The sequence below is a fragment of the Pseudomonas lini genome, from assembly GCF_001042905.1.
GTDB classification, from domain to species: domain Bacteria; phylum Pseudomonadota; class Gammaproteobacteria; order Pseudomonadales; family Pseudomonadaceae; genus Aquipseudomonas; species Aquipseudomonas lini.
Window position 1 is genome coordinate 422,084 of the sequence record NZ_JYLB01000002.1, and the last position, 17,019, is coordinate 439,102.

Consider the following 17,019-nt stretch of genomic DNA (forward strand, 5'->3'; position numbering starts at 1 on the left):
ATGAGATATCACTCGATGTTTTTGCAAAAATCCCTGAGAGCGCAAATCCTCGCGCTGTTGAGCGGCAGTCTGTTGGCGATGTTGCTGATCGCTTTGGCCTGCTTTCACTTTCTGTCCAGCGGCGTTCAGAGCTACGCGAACCTGATCGAAGGTCCGTTGCGCACGTCGCAATTGATCGATGAAGCCAACCTGCAATTCAAGGTGCAGGTTCAGGAGTGGAAGAACGTTCTGCTGCGCGGCAAGGAACCTGCGAACCTGGACAAATACTGGAAGCAGTTCGAGGACCGCCAGCGCGACGTGCAGGGCATCCTCGGTGAACTGGCCGGGCAGAAGGGCATCGAGCCGCAACTCAAGACTCGCATCGAGCGTCTGCGTGAAGAGCATCGTGTATTAGGAGCGGCCTATCAGAAGGGTCGTGATGCCTACGTGTCGGCCGGTGCCGACCCTGCGGCCGGCGACAACGCGGTCAAAGGCGTGGACCGTGCCGCCAGCGAGCAGATGAATGAACTGGTCAGCGAACTGCGCAAGCAGAGCATCGAGCAATCGAAGCTGATCAGTGCCAGCGCCGATCAGACGGTGTTGTTGGGGCTCGTGGTGATGCTGGTGTCGGGTCTGCTGATTGGCCTGTTGAGTCTGTGGCTGGTCAACCGCAACCTGGTGGAGCCGATCCGTAAACTGATCGACTATGTGGCACAGCTCAGCCAAGGGCGCCTCGCCGAGCGCGTGGCCAGCACCCGTCAGGACGAGTTGGGCAACCTGGCCAAGGCCGCCAACACCTTGCGTGATTTCCTCGCCGAAACCTTCAGCCGTTTGCAGCGCAGTGCTATGGATCTGGACAGCGCCAGCGGCGAGTTGAACTCGATTGCCGGCCTCATGGCCAGCGGCACCAACGAGCAGTTCAACCGCACCGATCAGGTGGCCACGGCGATGAACGAAATGTCCGCCACCGCGCAAGAAGTCGCGCGCCACGCAGCCGACGCAGCACGTGCGGCTGATGACGCTGACCAGTCCGCGCAGCAGGGCGAAAAAGTCATGCAGGGCACGATTCACACCATCACCCAAATGCGCGGCGAAATCGCCAACACCGCCACGGTCATCCGTCGTCTGGAAGCCGACAGTGGGCGCATCGGTAAAGTGCTGGAAGTGATTCGCGGCATCGCCGAACAGACCAACCTGCTGGCGCTCAACGCCGCCATCGAAGCGGCCCGCGCCGGTGAGGCCGGGCGTGGTTTCGCGGTGGTCGCCGATGAAGTACGCAGCCTGGCCCAGCGCACGGCGGCGTCGATCATCGAGATCAACCAGATCATTCAAACCGTGCAAACCGGTGCGGTGGACGCGGCCCAGGCAATCGAAAGCGGCCAGTCGCGCAGCGAAGAAAGTGTCGAGCAAGTGACCCAGGCCGGCGCCATGCTCGAGCGCATCACCCATGCCGTGGAAGCCATTCGCGACATGAACCGCCAGATCGCCACCGCCGCCGAAGAGCAGACCTCGGTGGCCGAAGATATCTCGCGCAACCTCACCGAAATCACCAGCATCGCCAGCACCAATCTGGACAACGTGCAGCGCACCGAAGCGGCCAGTCACAATCTGCACGGCTTGTCGGGGCAGTTGAATGAAGTGACGGCGCGGTTGAGCGCCTAGTGAAAATGGCCGTGTACGGCGGGGTCGTGGTCAGTACTTCGGCATGAGATTCCGGCCAGCAGGCATGACCGTTGGTCGGGTTCGTCGTTTCGAACCCCTTGATTCAGAGGGTACCTGTTAGTTCTGGCAGTAGACGAAATGGAGGTGTCAGCGTCTGATCGCGTTGCCAGCGCAGTGGCGCTGCTTAACCTACAGGGAGCGTGTCATGTCTATTGATCGGGTATTGAGCAAGTTGCATATTAACGGAATGACCCCGTTAGTTGGATACGACGGGCAAGTTGCCGAACCTTCCTTGCCTATCGGTTTGCGGGCGAAAGTAGAAGGTAATCAGGGTTATGAAAACGGTGATTCGCTAACCGTGTTTTGGAACGATATAAAGGTGTTCGAACATTCCATCACTGAAGTCGAAATCCCAAATGGTGTGCTCTTTCAAGTCGAGAAGCGTTTCATAACGCTAGGTGATGTGGACGCCTACTACATGATCATCAGTAGCAATGGAAATAGCGTTCGTTCCCCCTTTCTGAAATTGAAGGTCAATCCTGCCGCGTAGGGTTTTCTATGGCGGCAAGCACAGGAAAGCTGAAGTTGAATAGCGTGCCTTTTTGCTCTATCGAGCTGACCTCCAGTTTCCCGCCATGGGACTGCGCAATCTGACTGGCAATGTACAACCCCAACCCGAGGCCGACCTGCGGTGTTGCGCCGGTTGGTTTCGAGTAGGGCTGGAACAGGTGCGGCAGCGCATCCTCGGCAATTAGCCCCTGGTTCTTCACGCTCAACACAAAGTGTCCATCTTCAACCTGCGCACTGACCTCAACCGGGCCTTCGGGAGTTCCGTGGACAACGGCGTTCGCCAGCAGATTGGAGAGCAACTGCGCGACCCGTTCGCGATCGCAATGAATGTTGCTCAAGTCGCCAATCGACGACTGAATGATGCGTCTAGGGTGAATGCTCTGGATCTCGGAGATCACATGCCGCAACGCATCCTCCAGGTCCGGGCACGGCTCTATATTTACGGGAATGCCTCGGCCCAGTGAGCCCCGCGCAAAGTCCAGCACATCGTCCACCAGTTTGGTCGCCCGTCGGGCGCTGGTGAGGATGTGCCGGGCCCGTTGCTCATTCGCCGGGTCGGAGACTTTGCGCAGGAGCATTTCGGCGCCGGCGCTGATGGCGAACAAGGGGTTGCGCAGGTCATGGCCGAGCACGGCGATGAATTGTTCAGGCAGCTCGGTGGTTTTGCGTTCCTTGATCAGCGCCGCTTCGGTCCGTTGCAGGTTTTCTTCGGCTTCGATCTGCAGCGCGAGCATTCGGGCGAACGACTCCATGGTGCTCTGGATCGTGCTGGACTTGAGTGGCGCAGGGTTAGGATCAAGGGCACAAAGGGTGCCGAAAAAGCGCCCGTCAGTGCGCAATATCGGGACGGCAATGTAGCTTTCGAATGGATGGGCCTGAGGCGTGTGGTGATTGCGGTAGAGCGGATCTTCACTGGCCTTGTCAATCACCACCGAGTGGTGGCCCTGGCGAATTTCGTTACACAGGGTGGACACCAAGTCCAGCTCATCGCCCACCTGCAAACCGAAATCCAGTCGATCAAGCACCGCGCAGGCAGTCCAGGCCTCCTCGGTAACACGGGCCACCGCTGCGAACCGCAAACCGGTCAACTCACTGATCACCTGAAGAATCGCCGGCACCGCGCTGATCCGGCTGATTGTGGCGATGTCTGCTGCCGCTGTTTGCCCCATATCCGTGGTTCTCTGCTTCAACATGCCGAATGGTTTTGAGGGATTCTAGCGGGCTTGCGCGAATTGTCGCGGCTTCGTTCGTCGCTTCAGCGAACGGCCTGATGCCGAACGCAAAAAAGCCGCACGACCCGAAGATCGTGCGGCTTTTTGCAGATGAATCACTTGTCTTGTTTGTCGCTCAAAACCTTGCCGGTAGCGGCGTCGAAGTCCACATCCCACTCGGTGCCGTCAGCCATGCGCAGTTCAACTTCATATTCGTAGCCGTTGAAGTGGTTATCCAGGTCGGTGTCGGTAATCGTGGCGCCCGGGTGCAACTTCAGGGCGGCCTGGTTCATTTCTTCCAGAGGTTTGATCTTGCCACTCTTGACCAACTCAGGGATCTGGTCGACGCGAACGTCAGCCTGGGCCAGGCCAGCGGTGAGGGTCAGGGCAGCAGCGGTGAACAGGGCAGTTAAAGTTTTCATGAAGTTCTTTCCTTGGATGAGCTGTTTAAGTGGGATCAGGTTAATCGGTGTAACTTAATCCACCCTTAAATTCCCTTTGCCTGAACCAATGTCATCGCGGGCAAGCCACGCTCCCACAGGTTTTGCGCGGACCTTGTGGGAGCGTGGCTTGCCCGCGATGGAGACGACGCGGTGTCGTGTCTGGTGCCGATCAATACCCGTTGTTCTGCAACAACTGCGCAACGCTCGCCGCCGCCGGACGCTTATAAAACTTCAGCAATTCGCTGGCGCGGTTGGTGAAGATGCCATCGATACCGGCATCCGCCACTTTCTGGTAATCCACGGCATCGTCGATGGTGTAGACGTGCACCAGCAGGCCCTGATCGTGGGTGTACTGGTTCATCCACGGTTGCACCAGGTCTGAATAGCTCTGATCGCCACCCTTGGTCAGTGCAGCCGAAGGGCCGGTACCGATAGCGCCCTGAGCCTTGGCGTACTCGACCCATTGCTGGAACTCGGCTTTGTCTTTCGGTTCCTGCTTGGCGTAGTAGGTTGCTTTATCCTTGTCACCCGACTCGGCGAACGTCACTTTGGATTTCGGCTCGATGCTGCCTTCGCCCACCCACAGCAGCAGGATTTTCGGCACTTGCGGCATTTCCTTCTCAAGCAATTCGAGGCTGCTCTTCTCGAAGGTTTGCAGCACCACTTTGCCTTTGCCCTGGCCGACCGCCAGATTGCTCTTCGCCAGTTTTGAGCCGGTAGGACTCAGCCAGCCGCGGTCCTGCAATTTATCCTTGAGGTCACGCTCGATGCCGGGAAACTGCTTCGGCTCTTTGGTTTCGATGTACAGGCCCGGCTTGTGCAGCGGGTTGCCCTGGGCAATGTCGATGATTTCGTCCAGGGTCAGGATCTTCAGATCCGCGTAGCTCGGGCGTGCGCGATCCGGGTAAGCGCTGTTAAACCAGCTGCCAGCATCCAGGGTTTTGAGTTCGGCGATGGTGAATTCGTTGGCCAGGCTGTCCTTGCGCTCAGGGAATTTAGTGGCGACATCGGTGGTGCGTTGCAGGTTGTTATCGTGCAGCGCGAACAGCACGCCATCCTTGCTGCGTTGCAGGTCCAGTTCCAGGTAGTCGGCACCCAGATCGCGGGCCAGTTTGTAGGCCGCAGCGGTGGATTCCGGTGCATCGAAAGACGCACCACGGTGGGCGATCACTGCCGGGTGCGGAATACCCAGACGGGTCGCCAGTGCGGTGGGGCTTGGCTCGCTGGCGGCCTGTGCCTGGCCGAGGCCGAGCATCAGGCTCAGCAGCAGGGCGCTCTTGGTGAAGGTGACAGGCATGGTCGAAGTCCTTTTGCGATGGGTTTTCAAAGACGTATCTTTTAACAACTGAGCGCCGCTTGCGCTATCGCCAGACCGACATAAACGTATTTAAAGCATTTTTTTTCAGCGCTTTTGTGCGCTTCTTTGCAGTACTCTTGGTTCCGGTAATTTCCCCGGCAGAGGGAAACCCGTTCGCTTGCCCTGCGTGTAAACCATCGATCACCGGTCCTTTGCGACCTTTTGTGAGGTTTATCATGCGCATCACTTCCCAGCTCATCTGCCAGGCCGCCGACCAACTCAAAGGCTTCGTCGGCCTCAATCGCAAGACCGGCCAGTACATCGTGCGCTTCAGCGAAGACTCGTTCGGTATGGACGTGGCTGATGACGGCATCATCCCCACCAGTGAATTCGTCTGGGCACCCGGCCCCGAGCAGACCATGACGCTCAAGCGCGAACTGGTCCAGTTGCTGCTGGACCAAAACATCGACGACCGGATCAACATCACCGAACCGTTGCGGGTGTATATGGATCGGCGGGAAGTGCCGCAGATTACGGCGGTGAGGAGTTTAGTGCGGGGGTGAGGGTTTTGTGGTGTCAGATCGGGCCTCTTCGCGGGCAAGCCCGCTCCCACATTTGATCCCTGTTGGGCACAAATCTTGTGTGCGCAGGAGATCCCCTGTGGGAGTGGGCTTGCCCGCGAAGACGGCCTCCAGAACACCGCATCATTTACTGTTTGAACGCATATGCCCGCTCAACCTTACATACCCGCGTATGACACGCCGAATACCAGGTCGAACGCCCGCGCTCGCGAATCGCGCTGTGCTCGGGATGGTGTTTCCAGGCCAGGATCGCCGCTTCGCTATCCCAGTAGGACACCGTAATCCCAAGCCCATCCGCACCCCGGGCCGATTCCACGCCAAGGAAGCCGGGTTGCTCCCGGGCCAGTTCCACCATGCGTTCGGCGGCCTGTTCGTAACCGTGATCGCCGTCGGTGCGCAGCGAGGTGAAAATCACGGCGTAGTAAGGCGTTGCCGGTGTCTGGGCGATCATGATTTTTGCCTCGCACAAGCCTCGATCAACGCCCGAACCAACGGCGGCAGAATACCCTTGAGCGCGGCGCGTTCCGGTTGGAACAGCGTGGCGACAAAGAATGGATGATCTTTTAGCTCCACCGCCCGCAGATCCCCTGCCGAATCGTGGCCAACCGCGTGCAACTGCTGTTTCAGTAGCTCCCGTTCAAACTCAGGGTTCACGCCATAACGGCAGCGATATCCCTCACGAATTTCAGCTTTTTCGTACGCCTTGGCGATCAACGAGCCTTCAACCAAATGAATGCTGTCGACGGCTTCCACCAGTGAACAAGCTAGCGGCGTGAGTAACGCCCGCGTTGCCTCGGGCGAGATCTCGCCGTGTTCGGCATCGTTCCAGCCCAGAACGTTGCGGGCGAATTCGAGTACCGCGTGCTGAAAACCGCCGCAAGTGCCGAGGAAAGGTCGTTGCTGCTCGCGGGCAAAACGGATCGCCCGTAACGCGCCGTCCATGTCGCGGTATGGGCTGGCGGGCACGCACCAGAAGCCATCGAAATCGTCCAGTGGCGTATCCACGTTGATGCTGTTGGTGGCCAACCATTGAAACTGTATGTCCTTGCCTGAGTGTTCGGCGGCCATGCCTAGGGCGACGGGAATGGCGTGGTGGGCGGTGACCTGTGGGTCGTGATCGCCGATCAGGGCAATGCGGATGACGCTGGTTTCCATGAGTGATCTCGACGCTTGTTGATTCCTGGCACCCACTATAGATTGGCGTTCACGCAATCAGTATTGGCGTTACTCCAAGTGATCAATGCACCGACGCACTATCGATTGGACTACCCGGACCTGTCCCTGATCCTCGCCCTGGTGCGCGGCGGCTCTCTGGCCCGGGCCTCGGCGTTGTTGAAAGTCGACGTCTCAACGGTGTTTCGCGCCGTCCGCCGACTGGAAGCCGCGTTGGGCCAGCAGCTGTTCGAAAAGAGCGGTGCCGGTTACCTGCCGACCACGCTGGCGCAGACCCTGGCCGAGCAGGCTGAACGCGCCGAACAAGCGCTGGAGGCGGCGCGCATCGGCGCGGAGCAGGGCGGTGAAGTCATCAGCGGCACTGTGCGCCTGACCTGCACCGATTCAGTCCTGCAAAGTTTATTGCTGCCGGCACTGGCGCGGTTCATGCCGTCTTACCCCGCGCTGACCATCGAACTCTGCACCTCCAATGATTTCGCCAACCTCAGCCGTCGCGATGCCGACATCGCCTTGCGGCTGACCCGCACACCGCCCGAGCATTTGGTTGGCCGGCGGCTGGCGGATATTTCCTACCGGGTCTGTGCCAGCGCGGCCTATGTGCAATCGGTTGATTCCCACGATCTGGCTGCATTGACCTGGATCGCTCCGGACGACTTCCTGCCCGATCACCCCACCGTCGCCTGGCGACGTCAACAATTGCCTGGCGTGACACCGAGCTATCGCTGCAACAGCATGTTGTCGGTGACCGAGTTGGTGCGGGCCGGGCTGGGTGTCGCGGCATTGCCGGACTTCCTCATCGGTGATGGACTGCAACCGTTGACCGAGCCCTTGCACGGTTACGACACCGCACTGTGGTTGCTCACTCGCCCAGACTGCCGCGCATTGCGCTCGGTGGTGACGTTGTTCGATGAATTGGGGCTGGCGCTGAAGTTGCCTTGAGTCGGATCACGCCTTCGGCGGCTCTTTGCCTACGAAGTGTTGATGCATTTCCGACGTCAGGCTTTCGATACGCTCGGTCAGGGTCTTGGTGATTTCGGTAAGCCGGGTGTTTTGCTCCAGCAGCTCCAACAGTTGCGCGGTGTGTCGCGCGGCCTGGGCCTGACGATCGCTGTTGGCCACGGCCAAGGCTTCACGATGTCGCGCATCGGCGTCTGACTGGGCTTTGTCCCGCGCCGCTTGACGCGTCTGGGCCAGCAGAATCAGCGGCGCGGCATAGGCCGCTTGCAGGCTGAACGCCAGGTTGAGCAGGATGAACGGGTACACATCGAAATCGGTCACACCAAACAAGTTCAGGCAAATCCAGACCACCACGATCAGGGTCTGGGCGCCAAGAAACGTCGGCGTGCCGAAGAACCGCGCAAAGGCCTCGGCGCGCAGGGCAAAACGGTCGGTACCGAAAGTAGGTGCCAGATGAGCGTGAGGACGATGAAAGCGCAGGTGATCGACGGGGCCGGTGGTTTCGATTTCGTGGGTCGGGGTGCTCATAGTGCTCTCTGCATGGCCGCTGGGACTGAGGCTCACTATAGCCCCGGCGCCAGTTTCATTCTGAAACACATTTCGATGTTTCTAATCAGAGCGATCAATCAGCGATAAAGCCGCGGACATTGTCATTTTTTGCAGGCTCGACTCAGAGCTCATAACAGGCCAGGAACATATCTAGCGCCGACTCCACAACGGTGTGCTGCATCTCGGGCGACAAGCCTGGCTGGCCCATGGATATCTGCGGCCAGAACGCAAAAGACTTGAGCAATCCCTGGACCTGTTGCGCGGCGAAGTCGGGTGCGACCGGTTTCAATAGGCCATCGGCCTGGGCAGCGCGAATCCACACGGTCAGGCCTTCTTCGCGTTCACTCATTCGGGCGACCATGTTTTGCGCACGCTCGGGAGAATGGATGGTGGCGGCAATCGCCACCCGCGCCAGGTCGAGAAAATTGTCATCGGCCAGCATCTGCAATTTTGCCTGCAACATCAGGCGCAACTGATCGCGCAGGGGCAGGTCAGGGCGGTAGGCCGCTTCCTGTTCAGCCGTTACCCGCGCCCATAATTGATTAAGGATTTCGGCGAACAACTCTTCCTTGCTCGGGAAGTGGTTGTACACGGTGCGCTTCGACACGCCAGCGGTGGCGGCGATCTTGTCCATGCTGGTGATGTCGAAACCGTTGGCACGGAATTCGGCAATCGCCGCCTGGATGATGGCTTCGCGTTTTCGGTCAGTGAGGCGCTGTGGAGCTGTCATAAATACGCTTAGGCAGGAAGATGTGGGGAATTACACTTGGTAGTTTACTTGTGATCAGCTTTGATGCAACCTTGAAACTACACTGTGCAGTGTAATGTTTCGTTAATCCTGCGCAGCGAAAAATAGAATCTCCGGCTGATGCGTGCGTGCCTTGGCCATTTATCGTCCCAAACGGAAAATCGTCAATCGTGCGGTTTTTCTGGAGTCATTCAGTCATGGCCACTTCAACTTCTCCAGCGGATAACGCCTCAACGCCTGAAGCTTCACGACAGGCTCAAGGGCAGTACCGAAACCATGTGCCGGTGCCGCGCGAAGGCTTTCGCAAAACCTTGCGCATCCTGTGGAACTTCATCTTCCACAAACCGCGCGACACCCGTCCGTCCGCTCCCGTCCCGGTGCAAATCCTGACCCAGGCTGCGTTGATCGCCGTGCCTAACCACAGCGTCTATCGCCTTGGTCATTCCACCGTGCTGCTGAAACTGCGAGACAAGTTCTGGATCACCGACCCGGTCTTCGCCGAGCGTGCCTCTCCGGTGCAATGGGCCGGCCCGAAGCGTTTCCATCAGCCGCCGATCAGCCTAGAAGACCTGCCGCCGATTGAAGCGGTGATCCTGTCCCACGATCACTATGACCACCTCGATTATCAGGCCGTCCTCAAACTGGCGGGCAAGACCCGGTACTTCCTCACACCGTTGGGTGTGGGCGACACTCTGATCAAATGGGGTATCGAGGCCAGCAAAGTGCGCCAACTGGATTGGTGGCAGAGCACCGAGGTCGATGGCCTTCAATTCGTCGCTACACCTTCGCAACACTTTTCCGGTCGTGGCCTGCTCGACGGCAACAGCACCCTTTGGGCGTCGTGGGTGATGATCGATGGCGACACGCGGATCTTCTTTAGTGGTGACAGCGGCTACTTCGACGGCTTCAAACGCATCGGCGAACAGTACGGCCCGTTCGACCTCACGCTCATGGAAACCGGCGCCTACAACGCCGAGTGGCCGCACGTTCATATGCAGCCCGAGCAAACCTTGCAAGCGCACATAGACCTTAAAGGACGCTGGTTGCTGCCAATCCACAACGGCACCTTCGACCTGTCGATGCACGCCTGGTACGAACCTTTCGACCGTATTTTGGCGTTGGCCTGGGAGCGGAGCGTATCGATTACCACGCCGCAGATGGGCGAGGCGTTCAATGTGATGGATCCGCAGCGTGGGCGCACCTGGTGGCTGGATCTGGAAAGTACGATGAAGGAAAAAGGGCGCGTGGCTTATAGCGGCTACAAGTCTGGATGAACTTTCGTACGGCCCCTGTTCCTTGTTGCTGACAGCCGTTTCCTGCGGCTTCGGTAGGCTGTGCGGCGAGTGAAATGACTCACTCGTGATTAGCCATAACAAGGACGCTTTACATGAAAGACTGTTTCAAAAAACGCATGACGGTGCTGGCCCAGGCCATTCTGATTTCGGTCACGGGTATCGCTTATGCGGATGACATCGCTGCAACATCAACCGCGGTCAACGCGCTCGAATACGCGAGTGTCAGTGAACTCACTGCACAGATGGAGCGTAACGAACTCACCTCTGTAGCCCTGGTGAAGCACTTGCAGGCGCGTATCGAGGCACTGGATAAGCAAGGGCCGGCGATCAACGCGATCATGGAACTCAATCCCCAGGCCATCGAGATTGCGACGGCCTTGGACAAAGAGCGTGAGGATGGAAAAGTTCGCGGTCCGCTTCACGGGATTCCGGTTCTGCTTAAAGACAACGTCGATACCGCAGACACGATGCAAACGAGCGCGGGTTCATTGGCCATGATCGGCCAACCAGCGGCAAACGATGCGTTTGTCGTCAAGCGTCTTCGTGATGCCGGCGCGGTCATTCTCGGCAAAACCAACATGAGCGAATGGGCTTACGTTCGGCAAATGGGCTTGCCCCATGGCTGGAGTGGCCGAGGCGGCCAAGGGAAAAATCCCCACGTACTGGGCGGCGAAATATGTGGTTCCAGTTCCGGTTCGGCTGCAGGCGTAGCCGCCGGGTTCGCACCGCTGGCCATTGCCACCGAAACCAATGGCTCGATCACCTGCCCGGCTTCGGCCAACGGCGTGGTGGGTGTCAAGCCGACGCTGGGGCTGTTCAGCCGTTCCGGCATCATTCCGATCACGCGCCTGCAAGATACTCCCGGCACCATGACGCGCACCGTTCGTGACGCTGCGCTCATGTTCAACGCCCTGCAAGGTGTCGATGCCTCGGACGCCGCAACCGGCGACGCCCCGGTGGGTATCGATTACACCGCATTGCTCGCCACGGACGCATTGAAGGGTAAACGAATCGGTTATCCGGTCGAGTACACGGGGCCGAATGGCACCGTGCTTCGTCCCGATTTTCAGTTCCTGATGGCCTTGGCCACGCTGGAAGAGCAAGGCGCTACTTTGGTGCCATTAAAAGTTCGGCTGCCGAACATTGACGGTTACTTCAACGCGCTCATGGCAGGCATGAAACATGAACTGCCCGAGTACCTGGCCAGCCGCTCCGGGCTGCCGATCCAGACGCTTCAAGCGTTGATTGATTTCAACGAACTCAATCCTGGCCCCGAAGGTTACGGTCAGCAGATGCTCAAAGAAATCAATGAACTGGACATGACCCACGCACAGGCGACTGAATTGTTCGCGGCGTTCACGGCCGACTTCAAGGGCGCCATCGATGAGCAACTGACCGAGCACAATCTGGACGCCTTGGTCGCCGATGCCGACGGCTACTCGCAATTCAGTGCCGCAGCAGCTGGCTACCCAGCGATCACACTCCCGTCGGGCATGAATGGCGACCTGCCCACCTCCGTGTTCTTTTACGGCCCGCGCTGGAGTGAACCTAAACTGCTGGCGCTGGCTTACAGCTATGAACAGGCTTCGTTAGAACGCCAGGATCCGGCATTTAAACAGCAATAAAGGGATGTAACCGGACCAGTGAGTTTGCGGTGTCACTGGTCCGGTATGTCATGCTCAGGATGATTCCTTTTGCGTGATCCTGCGCAAACCCTTCAATCGATAACTTCACTCACTCAACCATCGCATAATCCGCCCGCCCCACCGGATCCGGTGTCGACCCTCTCACGTTCATCCCTCTACCCGGTGCAAATCCCGGGAAGAACACCAGACCTTGCGACTCAAACCGATACGCCAACGCCAGCCGGGTGACGTCCAGCACATCGCGTTCAGCCTCGAAACGCTGAATGGCGTCAACCGAAACCCCGGATTCCTCGGATAGCTCTTCAACACTCCAGCCCAGCATCGCTCGGGCCTGGGCGCAGTGGGCGGGGGTGAACTGGAAGAGGGCGATACGTTCCAGGGTGATTTTCATCGCAAGAGTGGCCATGGTGTTCTCCGGGCTCGAGAGTGCTGATTCAAAATGTACTGTGTTTTTGTACAGTTGTTTTGATCCCGGATCAAACTCATTTTTTGATCGATTACACCTTTCACTCAGGCAGGAGCCTGGGAGCGACTACGCTGTTTCTATGCGGGACCCTGAAAGCTCAAGGCTTTCAACTCTCGTCAGCAGCAATGATTGAACGTCAGCTTTCTGATTTTCAATACAGGGAAAGGTGGCGTTTATGACGCAGTGCGTCACAGCGTTATGCAGGGAAGGGAATCATGAAAAGACTACGTCTGCTATGTGCCCTGATTGGTTTTACAAGTCTGCCCGTCGTGGCTGATATGGCATCGTTGAGCAAAGAGGCCTTTGTCAGCAACCTGATAAATCAGATGACTCTGGAGGAAAAAATCGGCCAACTGCGGCTGATCGCTATTGATGAAAAGATGACGCCCGAAAAGATACGCGAAGAGATCGCCGCCGGGCGAATCGGTGGTACCTACGGCTCTGTGAGCCGCTACGTAAACCGACCCATGCAGGACGCGGCTCAACAAAGCCGCCTGAAAATACCGATGTTTTTCGGCTGGGACGTGATACACGGCCATCGAACCATTTTCCCCATTGGCCTGGCGTTGGCCTCCAGCTGGGATATTGGCGCTATCGAGTTAAGCGGTCGGATAGCGGCAAAAGAAGCCAGTGCGGACGGTATCGATATGACCTTCGCCCCGATGATAGATATCGCCCGGGATCCTCGCTGGGGACGCACTTCCGAAGGCTTTGGTGAAGACACCTACCTGGTTTCGCGCATTGCCAAAGCGATGGTTCAGGCCTACCAGGGCACAAGCCCGAATGCACCCGACAGCATCATGGCCAGCGCCAAACACTTCGCGTTGTATGGGGCTGTCGAGGGTGGACGCGACTACAACAGCGTCGACATGGGCCTGGCCAGAATGCACCAGGATTACCTGCCACCTTATCGTTCGGCGATTGAGGGTGGCGCGGGGGCGATGATGGTGGCGCTCAACTCGATAAATGGCGTACCAGCCGCTTCCAATGCCTGGTTGATGCAAGACCTGCTGCGCAAAGCATGGGGCTTCAAGGGACTGGTCATCAGCGACCATAACGGGATCAACGATCTGGTTCAGCATGGTGTTGCGAAGAATCACCGCGAAGCGGCCAGGCTCGCGATCAAGGCCGGCGTTGATATGAGCATGAACGACTTCTCCTATGGTCCGGAGCTACCCGGGCTGCTTGAGTCTGGCGCTGTTTCCCAAAGCAATATCGATAACGCGGTACGGGAAGTGCTGGGGGCCAAGTACGACATGGGCCTGTTCGAAGACCCTTACCGGCGCATCGGCGTTGCCAGTGAAGACCCCGCTGACAACAATGCCGAATACCGTCTGCACAGAGCCCAGGCCCGTGAGGTGGCACGCAAGACATTGGTGCTGCTGAAGAATGAAAACGGGCTCTTGCCGCTCAAAAAAGAGGGCGTGATTGCGCTCATAGGTCCGTTGGCAAAAAGTACCGTCGACATCATGGGCAGTTGGTCCGCAAGCGGCGTGCCCGCGCAATCGGTAACGATCTACGACGGCCTGAAAAGCGCGATGACCCAGGGCTCGCTGATCTATGCCCGGGGCGCCAATCTCGAGGAGGATCAGGAAGTTGTTAAATACCTGGAGTACCAGGGCGTGTCCGAAATCGCGAACGACCCTCGTCCGGCTGCAGAAATGATTGACGAAGCGGTCAAGGCTGCACAGCAAGCCGATGTCGTGATTGCGGTGGTGGGCGAGCCCCGCAGTATGTCTCATGAAGCGGCCAGTCGAACCAGTCTCGATCTGCCTGGGCGCCAGAGTGAATTGATCACTGCCCTGAAAGCCACCGGCAAGCCGTTGGTACTGGTATTGATGAATGGCCGGCCACTTTCCATTGGCAAGGAGCAGAAACAGGCCGATGCGATTCTGGAAACCTGGTACAGCGGCTCCGAAGGAGGCAACGCCGTTGCCGATGTGTTGTTCGGGGACTACAACCCGTCCGGTAAGTTACCCATCACCTTTCCACGCTCGGTGGGGCAGATCCCCAATTACTACAGTCACTTGAACACCGGTCGCCCCTACATAGCGGGTGCGCTTCGCAACTACACGTCGCAATATTTCGATCAATCCCACGGTCCGCTTTATCCCTTCGGCTATGGGCTGAGTTATACCGATTTCAGCCTGACCGACATGGCCCTGTCTTCGACCACACTGAGCAAGACCGACAACCTCGTCGCTAGCGTGATAGTGAAAAATACCGGCCAGCGCGACGGCGAAACGGTGGTTCAGCTGTATATCCGCGATGTCGTTGGTTCCGTCAGCCGCCCGGTCAAAGAACTGAAGAACTTTCAAAAAATCATGCTCAAGGCCGGAGAGGAGAAAGCGGTCCATTTCAGCATTAACGAGAACGACTTGAAGTTCTTCAACGCCCAGTTGGAACACGTCGCCGAGCCGGGCGAGTTCCGGGTGCAAATCGGTCTGGATTCCCAGGATGTGAAGGAGCAGAGCTTTGAGTTGCTGTCAGAACAAGGGAGTGGCTAAGACCGATAAGTAAAGAAAATGAAGTGCCAAACGCAGAACCTGTGGGAGCGGGCTTGCTCGCGAAAGCGGTGTATCAGGCAACATCAATGTTGACTGTGCCGCCGTCTTCGCGAGCAAGCCCGCTCCCACATGAATTGCGCTTGACCGGCTGACATTGGCGACTGTGCCCTCTCTATTTCACCCCCTCCAACCAAACGGACGGTGCCTGCCCCAGCACCCGACGAAACATGGTCGAGAACGCCGCCGGGCTGTCATAGCCAAAATCCAGCGCAATCCGCGTCACCGGCGTGCCCACCGCCAGCCGCGCCAAAGCCAGCACCACACAGGCCCGCTGCCGCCATTGGCTGAAACTCAGGCCAGTCTGTTGGCGGAACAAACGATTGAAAGTACGCAAACTGATATGCAACTGATCAGCCCATTGCTGCGGCGCTTGATGAGCGTTCGGATGCTGGAGAAACATCTGACACAACCCAAGCAGCCGCGAATCCATAGGCAACGGAATGTGCAACGGCAAATGAGCGCTACGGGCCAGTTCATGCAGCAGCAAGTCGATCAGCGCACCGTCGCGCCCGGCCTCGTCGTACTCCTGCGCAACCTCCACCGCCTCCATCAGCAAATGCCGCATCAACGGCGAAACACTGAGCACCTGGCAGCGATTGCCCAAATCAACCGCCCCCGGTTCGATGTACAAGCTGCGAGTACTCACCCCCAGCATCAACACCTCGTGCGCCACCCCCGGCGGAATCCACACCGCCCGCTGCGGCGGCACCACCCAATTGCCGTCGTGCGTACTCACCTGCATCACCCCGGTGGCGCCGTACAACAACTGCGCCCGCCGATGGGTATGGCGCGGCAACAGACGACCGTCGGGGTAATCCGTGCCGATAGCCACCACCGGCCGTGGCGTGTCGTCCAGCAGATCAATCGAAACATTGCGCATCGAGCGGCATCCAGCGGTTGGCGTGAACGCAAACATTATTGGCTGACTTGCTGAAGCAGGCCAAGCCCCATCGCTCTATCGTCGGCCACTCTCAACCAACGGACGACGCGCAATGTTCTTCTACCTCTTGCTGGCACTTTTCGGCTGCATGACCGGCGTCACTGCCGTGCTGTTCGGCTTCGGCGGCGGATTCGTCGTCGTGCCCTTGCTGTACCGCATGCTCACGGCCAGCCACGGCGCCGACGATCCCATCAGCCAATCGGCGATGCACATCGCCGTGGCCACCTCGACCTGCGTGATGATCGTCAACGCCCTGATAGCCACCGCAAAACATCACCGCGCCGGTAATCTCATTCGCCATTACGTGTGGCCGTTAGGCGGGTTCATCGGCCTGGGCGCTATCGTCGGAGCTATTGCAGCGATGTGGACGAGTGGCGAGTTGATTCGCTATGCCTTCATCGCCTACCTCGGCGTGACGATTCTGGACTGCCTGTTCCGACGCGGTTTTCTCACACAGTCCGACGCTGTAATCCCACGGCAATTGGGCAGGGCAGAAGTGTCGGGCGGCGGTGTAGGCATCGGCACCATCGCCACGTTTCTCGGCGTGGGCGGCAGCGTCATGACCGTGCCGTTGTTGCGGCGATGTGGGCTGAGCATGTCTCGGGCTACGTCGATGGCCAATCCGTTGAGTCTGCCGGTTGCGGTAGCTGGGACGCTGACCTATATGGCCATGGCTGGCTTCAGCGAGTTTGACTTGGGGTCGTGGTTTATCGGCTATGTGGACGTGCTGGCGTTTGCGGTGCTGACGGTTGGGGCGCTGGTGGGGATTCGGCTGGCCACGCCGTGGATCGGGCGGATACCGGATCGAACCCATGCGCGGGTGTATATCGGTTTGTTGATGCTGGTGATGATCAGCCTGTGCCTGAGTTGAGTGCTGGCGCCGTAGCTTTTCATCGATTCTCGGAGGATGCTTCGCCATAATCCGCGGCTCTTTA

At 58.4% G+C, this 17,019-nt stretch carries 17 protein-coding genes; 8 read left to right on the forward strand and 9 right to left on the reverse strand.

What is annotated here, in order from left to right; genetic code table 11:
- The first annotated feature begins 15 nt into the window (after positions 1-15).
- Complete coding sequence (locus tag TU81_RS06400) at positions 16-1,641, forward strand: methyl-accepting chemotaxis protein (protein ID WP_048394114.1); 1,626 nt, start codon at positions 16-18, stop codon at positions 1,639-1,641.
- A 205-nt stretch (positions 1,642-1,846) separates the two neighbouring features.
- Positions 1,847-2,191: a hypothetical protein gene (locus TU81_RS06405; protein WP_038979395.1), complete on the forward strand. Its 345-nt coding sequence runs from the start codon at positions 1,847-1,849 to the stop codon at positions 2,189-2,191.
- Here TU81_RS06405 and TU81_RS06410 read toward each other — a convergent pair.
- The 3 genes from TU81_RS06410 to TU81_RS06420 form a co-directional block, all read right to left on the reverse strand.
- On the reverse strand, positions 2,175-3,380 hold the full coding sequence (locus TU81_RS06410) for a GAF domain-containing sensor histidine kinase (RefSeq protein ID WP_048394116.1): 1,206 nt from the start codon (positions 3,378-3,380) through the stop codon (positions 2,175-2,177). The two genes, TU81_RS06405 and TU81_RS06410, sit on opposite strands and share 17 nt — an antisense overlap.
- Positions 3,381-3,538: 158 nt before the next feature.
- Positions 3,539-3,844 (reverse strand): PepSY domain-containing protein, encoded by a 306-nt coding sequence (locus tag TU81_RS06415; RefSeq protein ID WP_038979396.1) that lies wholly within the window; start codon positions 3,842-3,844, stop codon positions 3,539-3,541.
- Positions 3,845-4,034: 190 nt separating this feature from the next.
- Positions 4,035-5,162 (reverse strand): glycerophosphodiester phosphodiesterase, encoded by a 1,128-nt coding sequence (locus TU81_RS06420; RefSeq protein WP_038979397.1) that lies wholly within the window; start codon positions 5,160-5,162, stop codon positions 4,035-4,037.
- A 236-nt stretch (positions 5,163-5,398) separates the two neighbouring features.
- On the opposite strand from TU81_RS06420, the gene TU81_RS06425 reads away from it, so the two are divergent.
- A complete protein-coding gene (locus TU81_RS06425; RefSeq protein WP_048394118.1) occupies positions 5,399-5,725 on the forward strand; it encodes a DUF2025 family protein in 327 nt (108 codons plus the stop codon).
- Positions 5,726-5,870: 145 nt separating this feature from the next.
- Here TU81_RS06425 and TU81_RS06430 read toward each other — a convergent pair whose 3' ends face one another.
- A complete protein-coding gene (locus TU81_RS06430; protein WP_048394120.1) occupies positions 5,871-6,194 on the reverse strand; it encodes an antibiotic biosynthesis monooxygenase family protein in 324 nt (107 codons plus the stop codon).
- The gene (locus TU81_RS06435; protein ID WP_048394122.1) at positions 6,191-6,898 is read right to left on the reverse strand and encodes a CTP synthase C-terminal region-related (seleno)protein; all 708 of its coding nucleotides are present in this window, start codon (positions 6,896-6,898) and stop codon (positions 6,191-6,193) included. The genes TU81_RS06430 and TU81_RS06435 overlap by 4 nt, the downstream gene beginning before the upstream one ends.
- A gap of 15 nt (positions 6,899-6,913) precedes the next feature.
- On the opposite strand from TU81_RS06435, the gene TU81_RS06440 reads away from it, so the two are divergent.
- Entirely contained in the window at positions 6,914-7,855 is a 942-nt protein-coding gene (locus TU81_RS06440) for a LysR family transcriptional regulator (RefSeq protein ID WP_082157815.1), read from the forward strand.
- A gap of 6 nt (positions 7,856-7,861) precedes the next feature.
- Here the strand turns inward: TU81_RS06440 and TU81_RS06445 are convergent, their stop codons facing one another.
- Together TU81_RS06445 and TU81_RS06450 are read right to left on the reverse strand one after the other, a co-directional pair.
- A complete protein-coding gene (locus TU81_RS06445; RefSeq protein ID WP_038979402.1) occupies positions 7,862-8,401 on the reverse strand; it encodes a DUF1003 domain-containing protein in 540 nt (179 codons plus the stop codon).
- A 142-nt stretch (positions 8,402-8,543) separates the two neighbouring features.
- Positions 8,544-9,152 (reverse strand): TetR/AcrR family transcriptional regulator, encoded by a 609-nt coding sequence (locus tag TU81_RS06450; RefSeq protein WP_038979403.1) that lies wholly within the window; start codon positions 9,150-9,152, stop codon positions 8,544-8,546.
- Between the two features lie 215 nt (positions 9,153-9,367).
- On the opposite strand from TU81_RS06450, the gene TU81_RS06455 reads away from it, so the two are divergent.
- Together TU81_RS06455 and TU81_RS06460 are read left to right on the forward strand one after the other, a co-directional pair.
- On the forward strand, positions 9,368-10,444 hold the full coding sequence (locus TU81_RS06455) for an MBL fold metallo-hydrolase (protein ID WP_048394126.1): 1,077 nt from the start codon (positions 9,368-9,370) through the stop codon (positions 10,442-10,444).
- A 113-nt stretch (positions 10,445-10,557) separates the two neighbouring features.
- Positions 10,558-12,090 carry an amidase family protein gene (locus tag TU81_RS06460; protein ID WP_048394128.1) on the forward strand — a complete coding sequence of 511 codons (1,533 nt, stop codon included), beginning with the start codon at positions 10,558-10,560 and terminating at the stop codon, positions 12,088-12,090.
- Positions 12,091-12,199: 109 nt separating this feature from the next.
- Here the strand turns inward: TU81_RS06460 and TU81_RS06465 are convergent, their stop codons facing one another.
- Positions 12,200-12,517 (reverse strand): helix-turn-helix domain-containing protein, encoded by a 318-nt coding sequence (locus tag TU81_RS06465; RefSeq protein ID WP_038979406.1) that lies wholly within the window; start codon positions 12,515-12,517, stop codon positions 12,200-12,202.
- A 338-nt stretch (positions 12,518-12,855) separates the two neighbouring features.
- On the opposite strand from TU81_RS06465, the gene bglX reads away from it, so the two are divergent.
- The gene (bglX, locus tag TU81_RS06470) at positions 12,856-15,084 is read left to right on the forward strand and encodes a beta-glucosidase BglX (protein WP_390176080.1); all 2,229 of its coding nucleotides are present in this window, start codon (positions 12,856-12,858) and stop codon (positions 15,082-15,084) included.
- Between the two features lie 172 nt (positions 15,085-15,256).
- Here the strand turns inward: bglX and TU81_RS06475 are convergent, their stop codons facing one another.
- Positions 15,257-16,024, reverse strand: a complete 768-nt coding sequence (locus TU81_RS06475) for an AraC family transcriptional regulator (protein ID WP_048394134.1) — start codon at positions 16,022-16,024, stop codon at positions 15,257-15,259.
- Between the two features lie 112 nt (positions 16,025-16,136).
- Between TU81_RS06475 and TU81_RS06480 the strand changes: the two genes are divergently transcribed.
- Positions 16,137-16,955, forward strand: a complete 819-nt coding sequence (locus tag TU81_RS06480) for a sulfite exporter TauE/SafE family protein (RefSeq protein WP_048394136.1) — start codon at positions 16,137-16,139, stop codon at positions 16,953-16,955.
- The last annotated feature ends 64 nt before the right edge of the window (positions 16,956-17,019 follow it).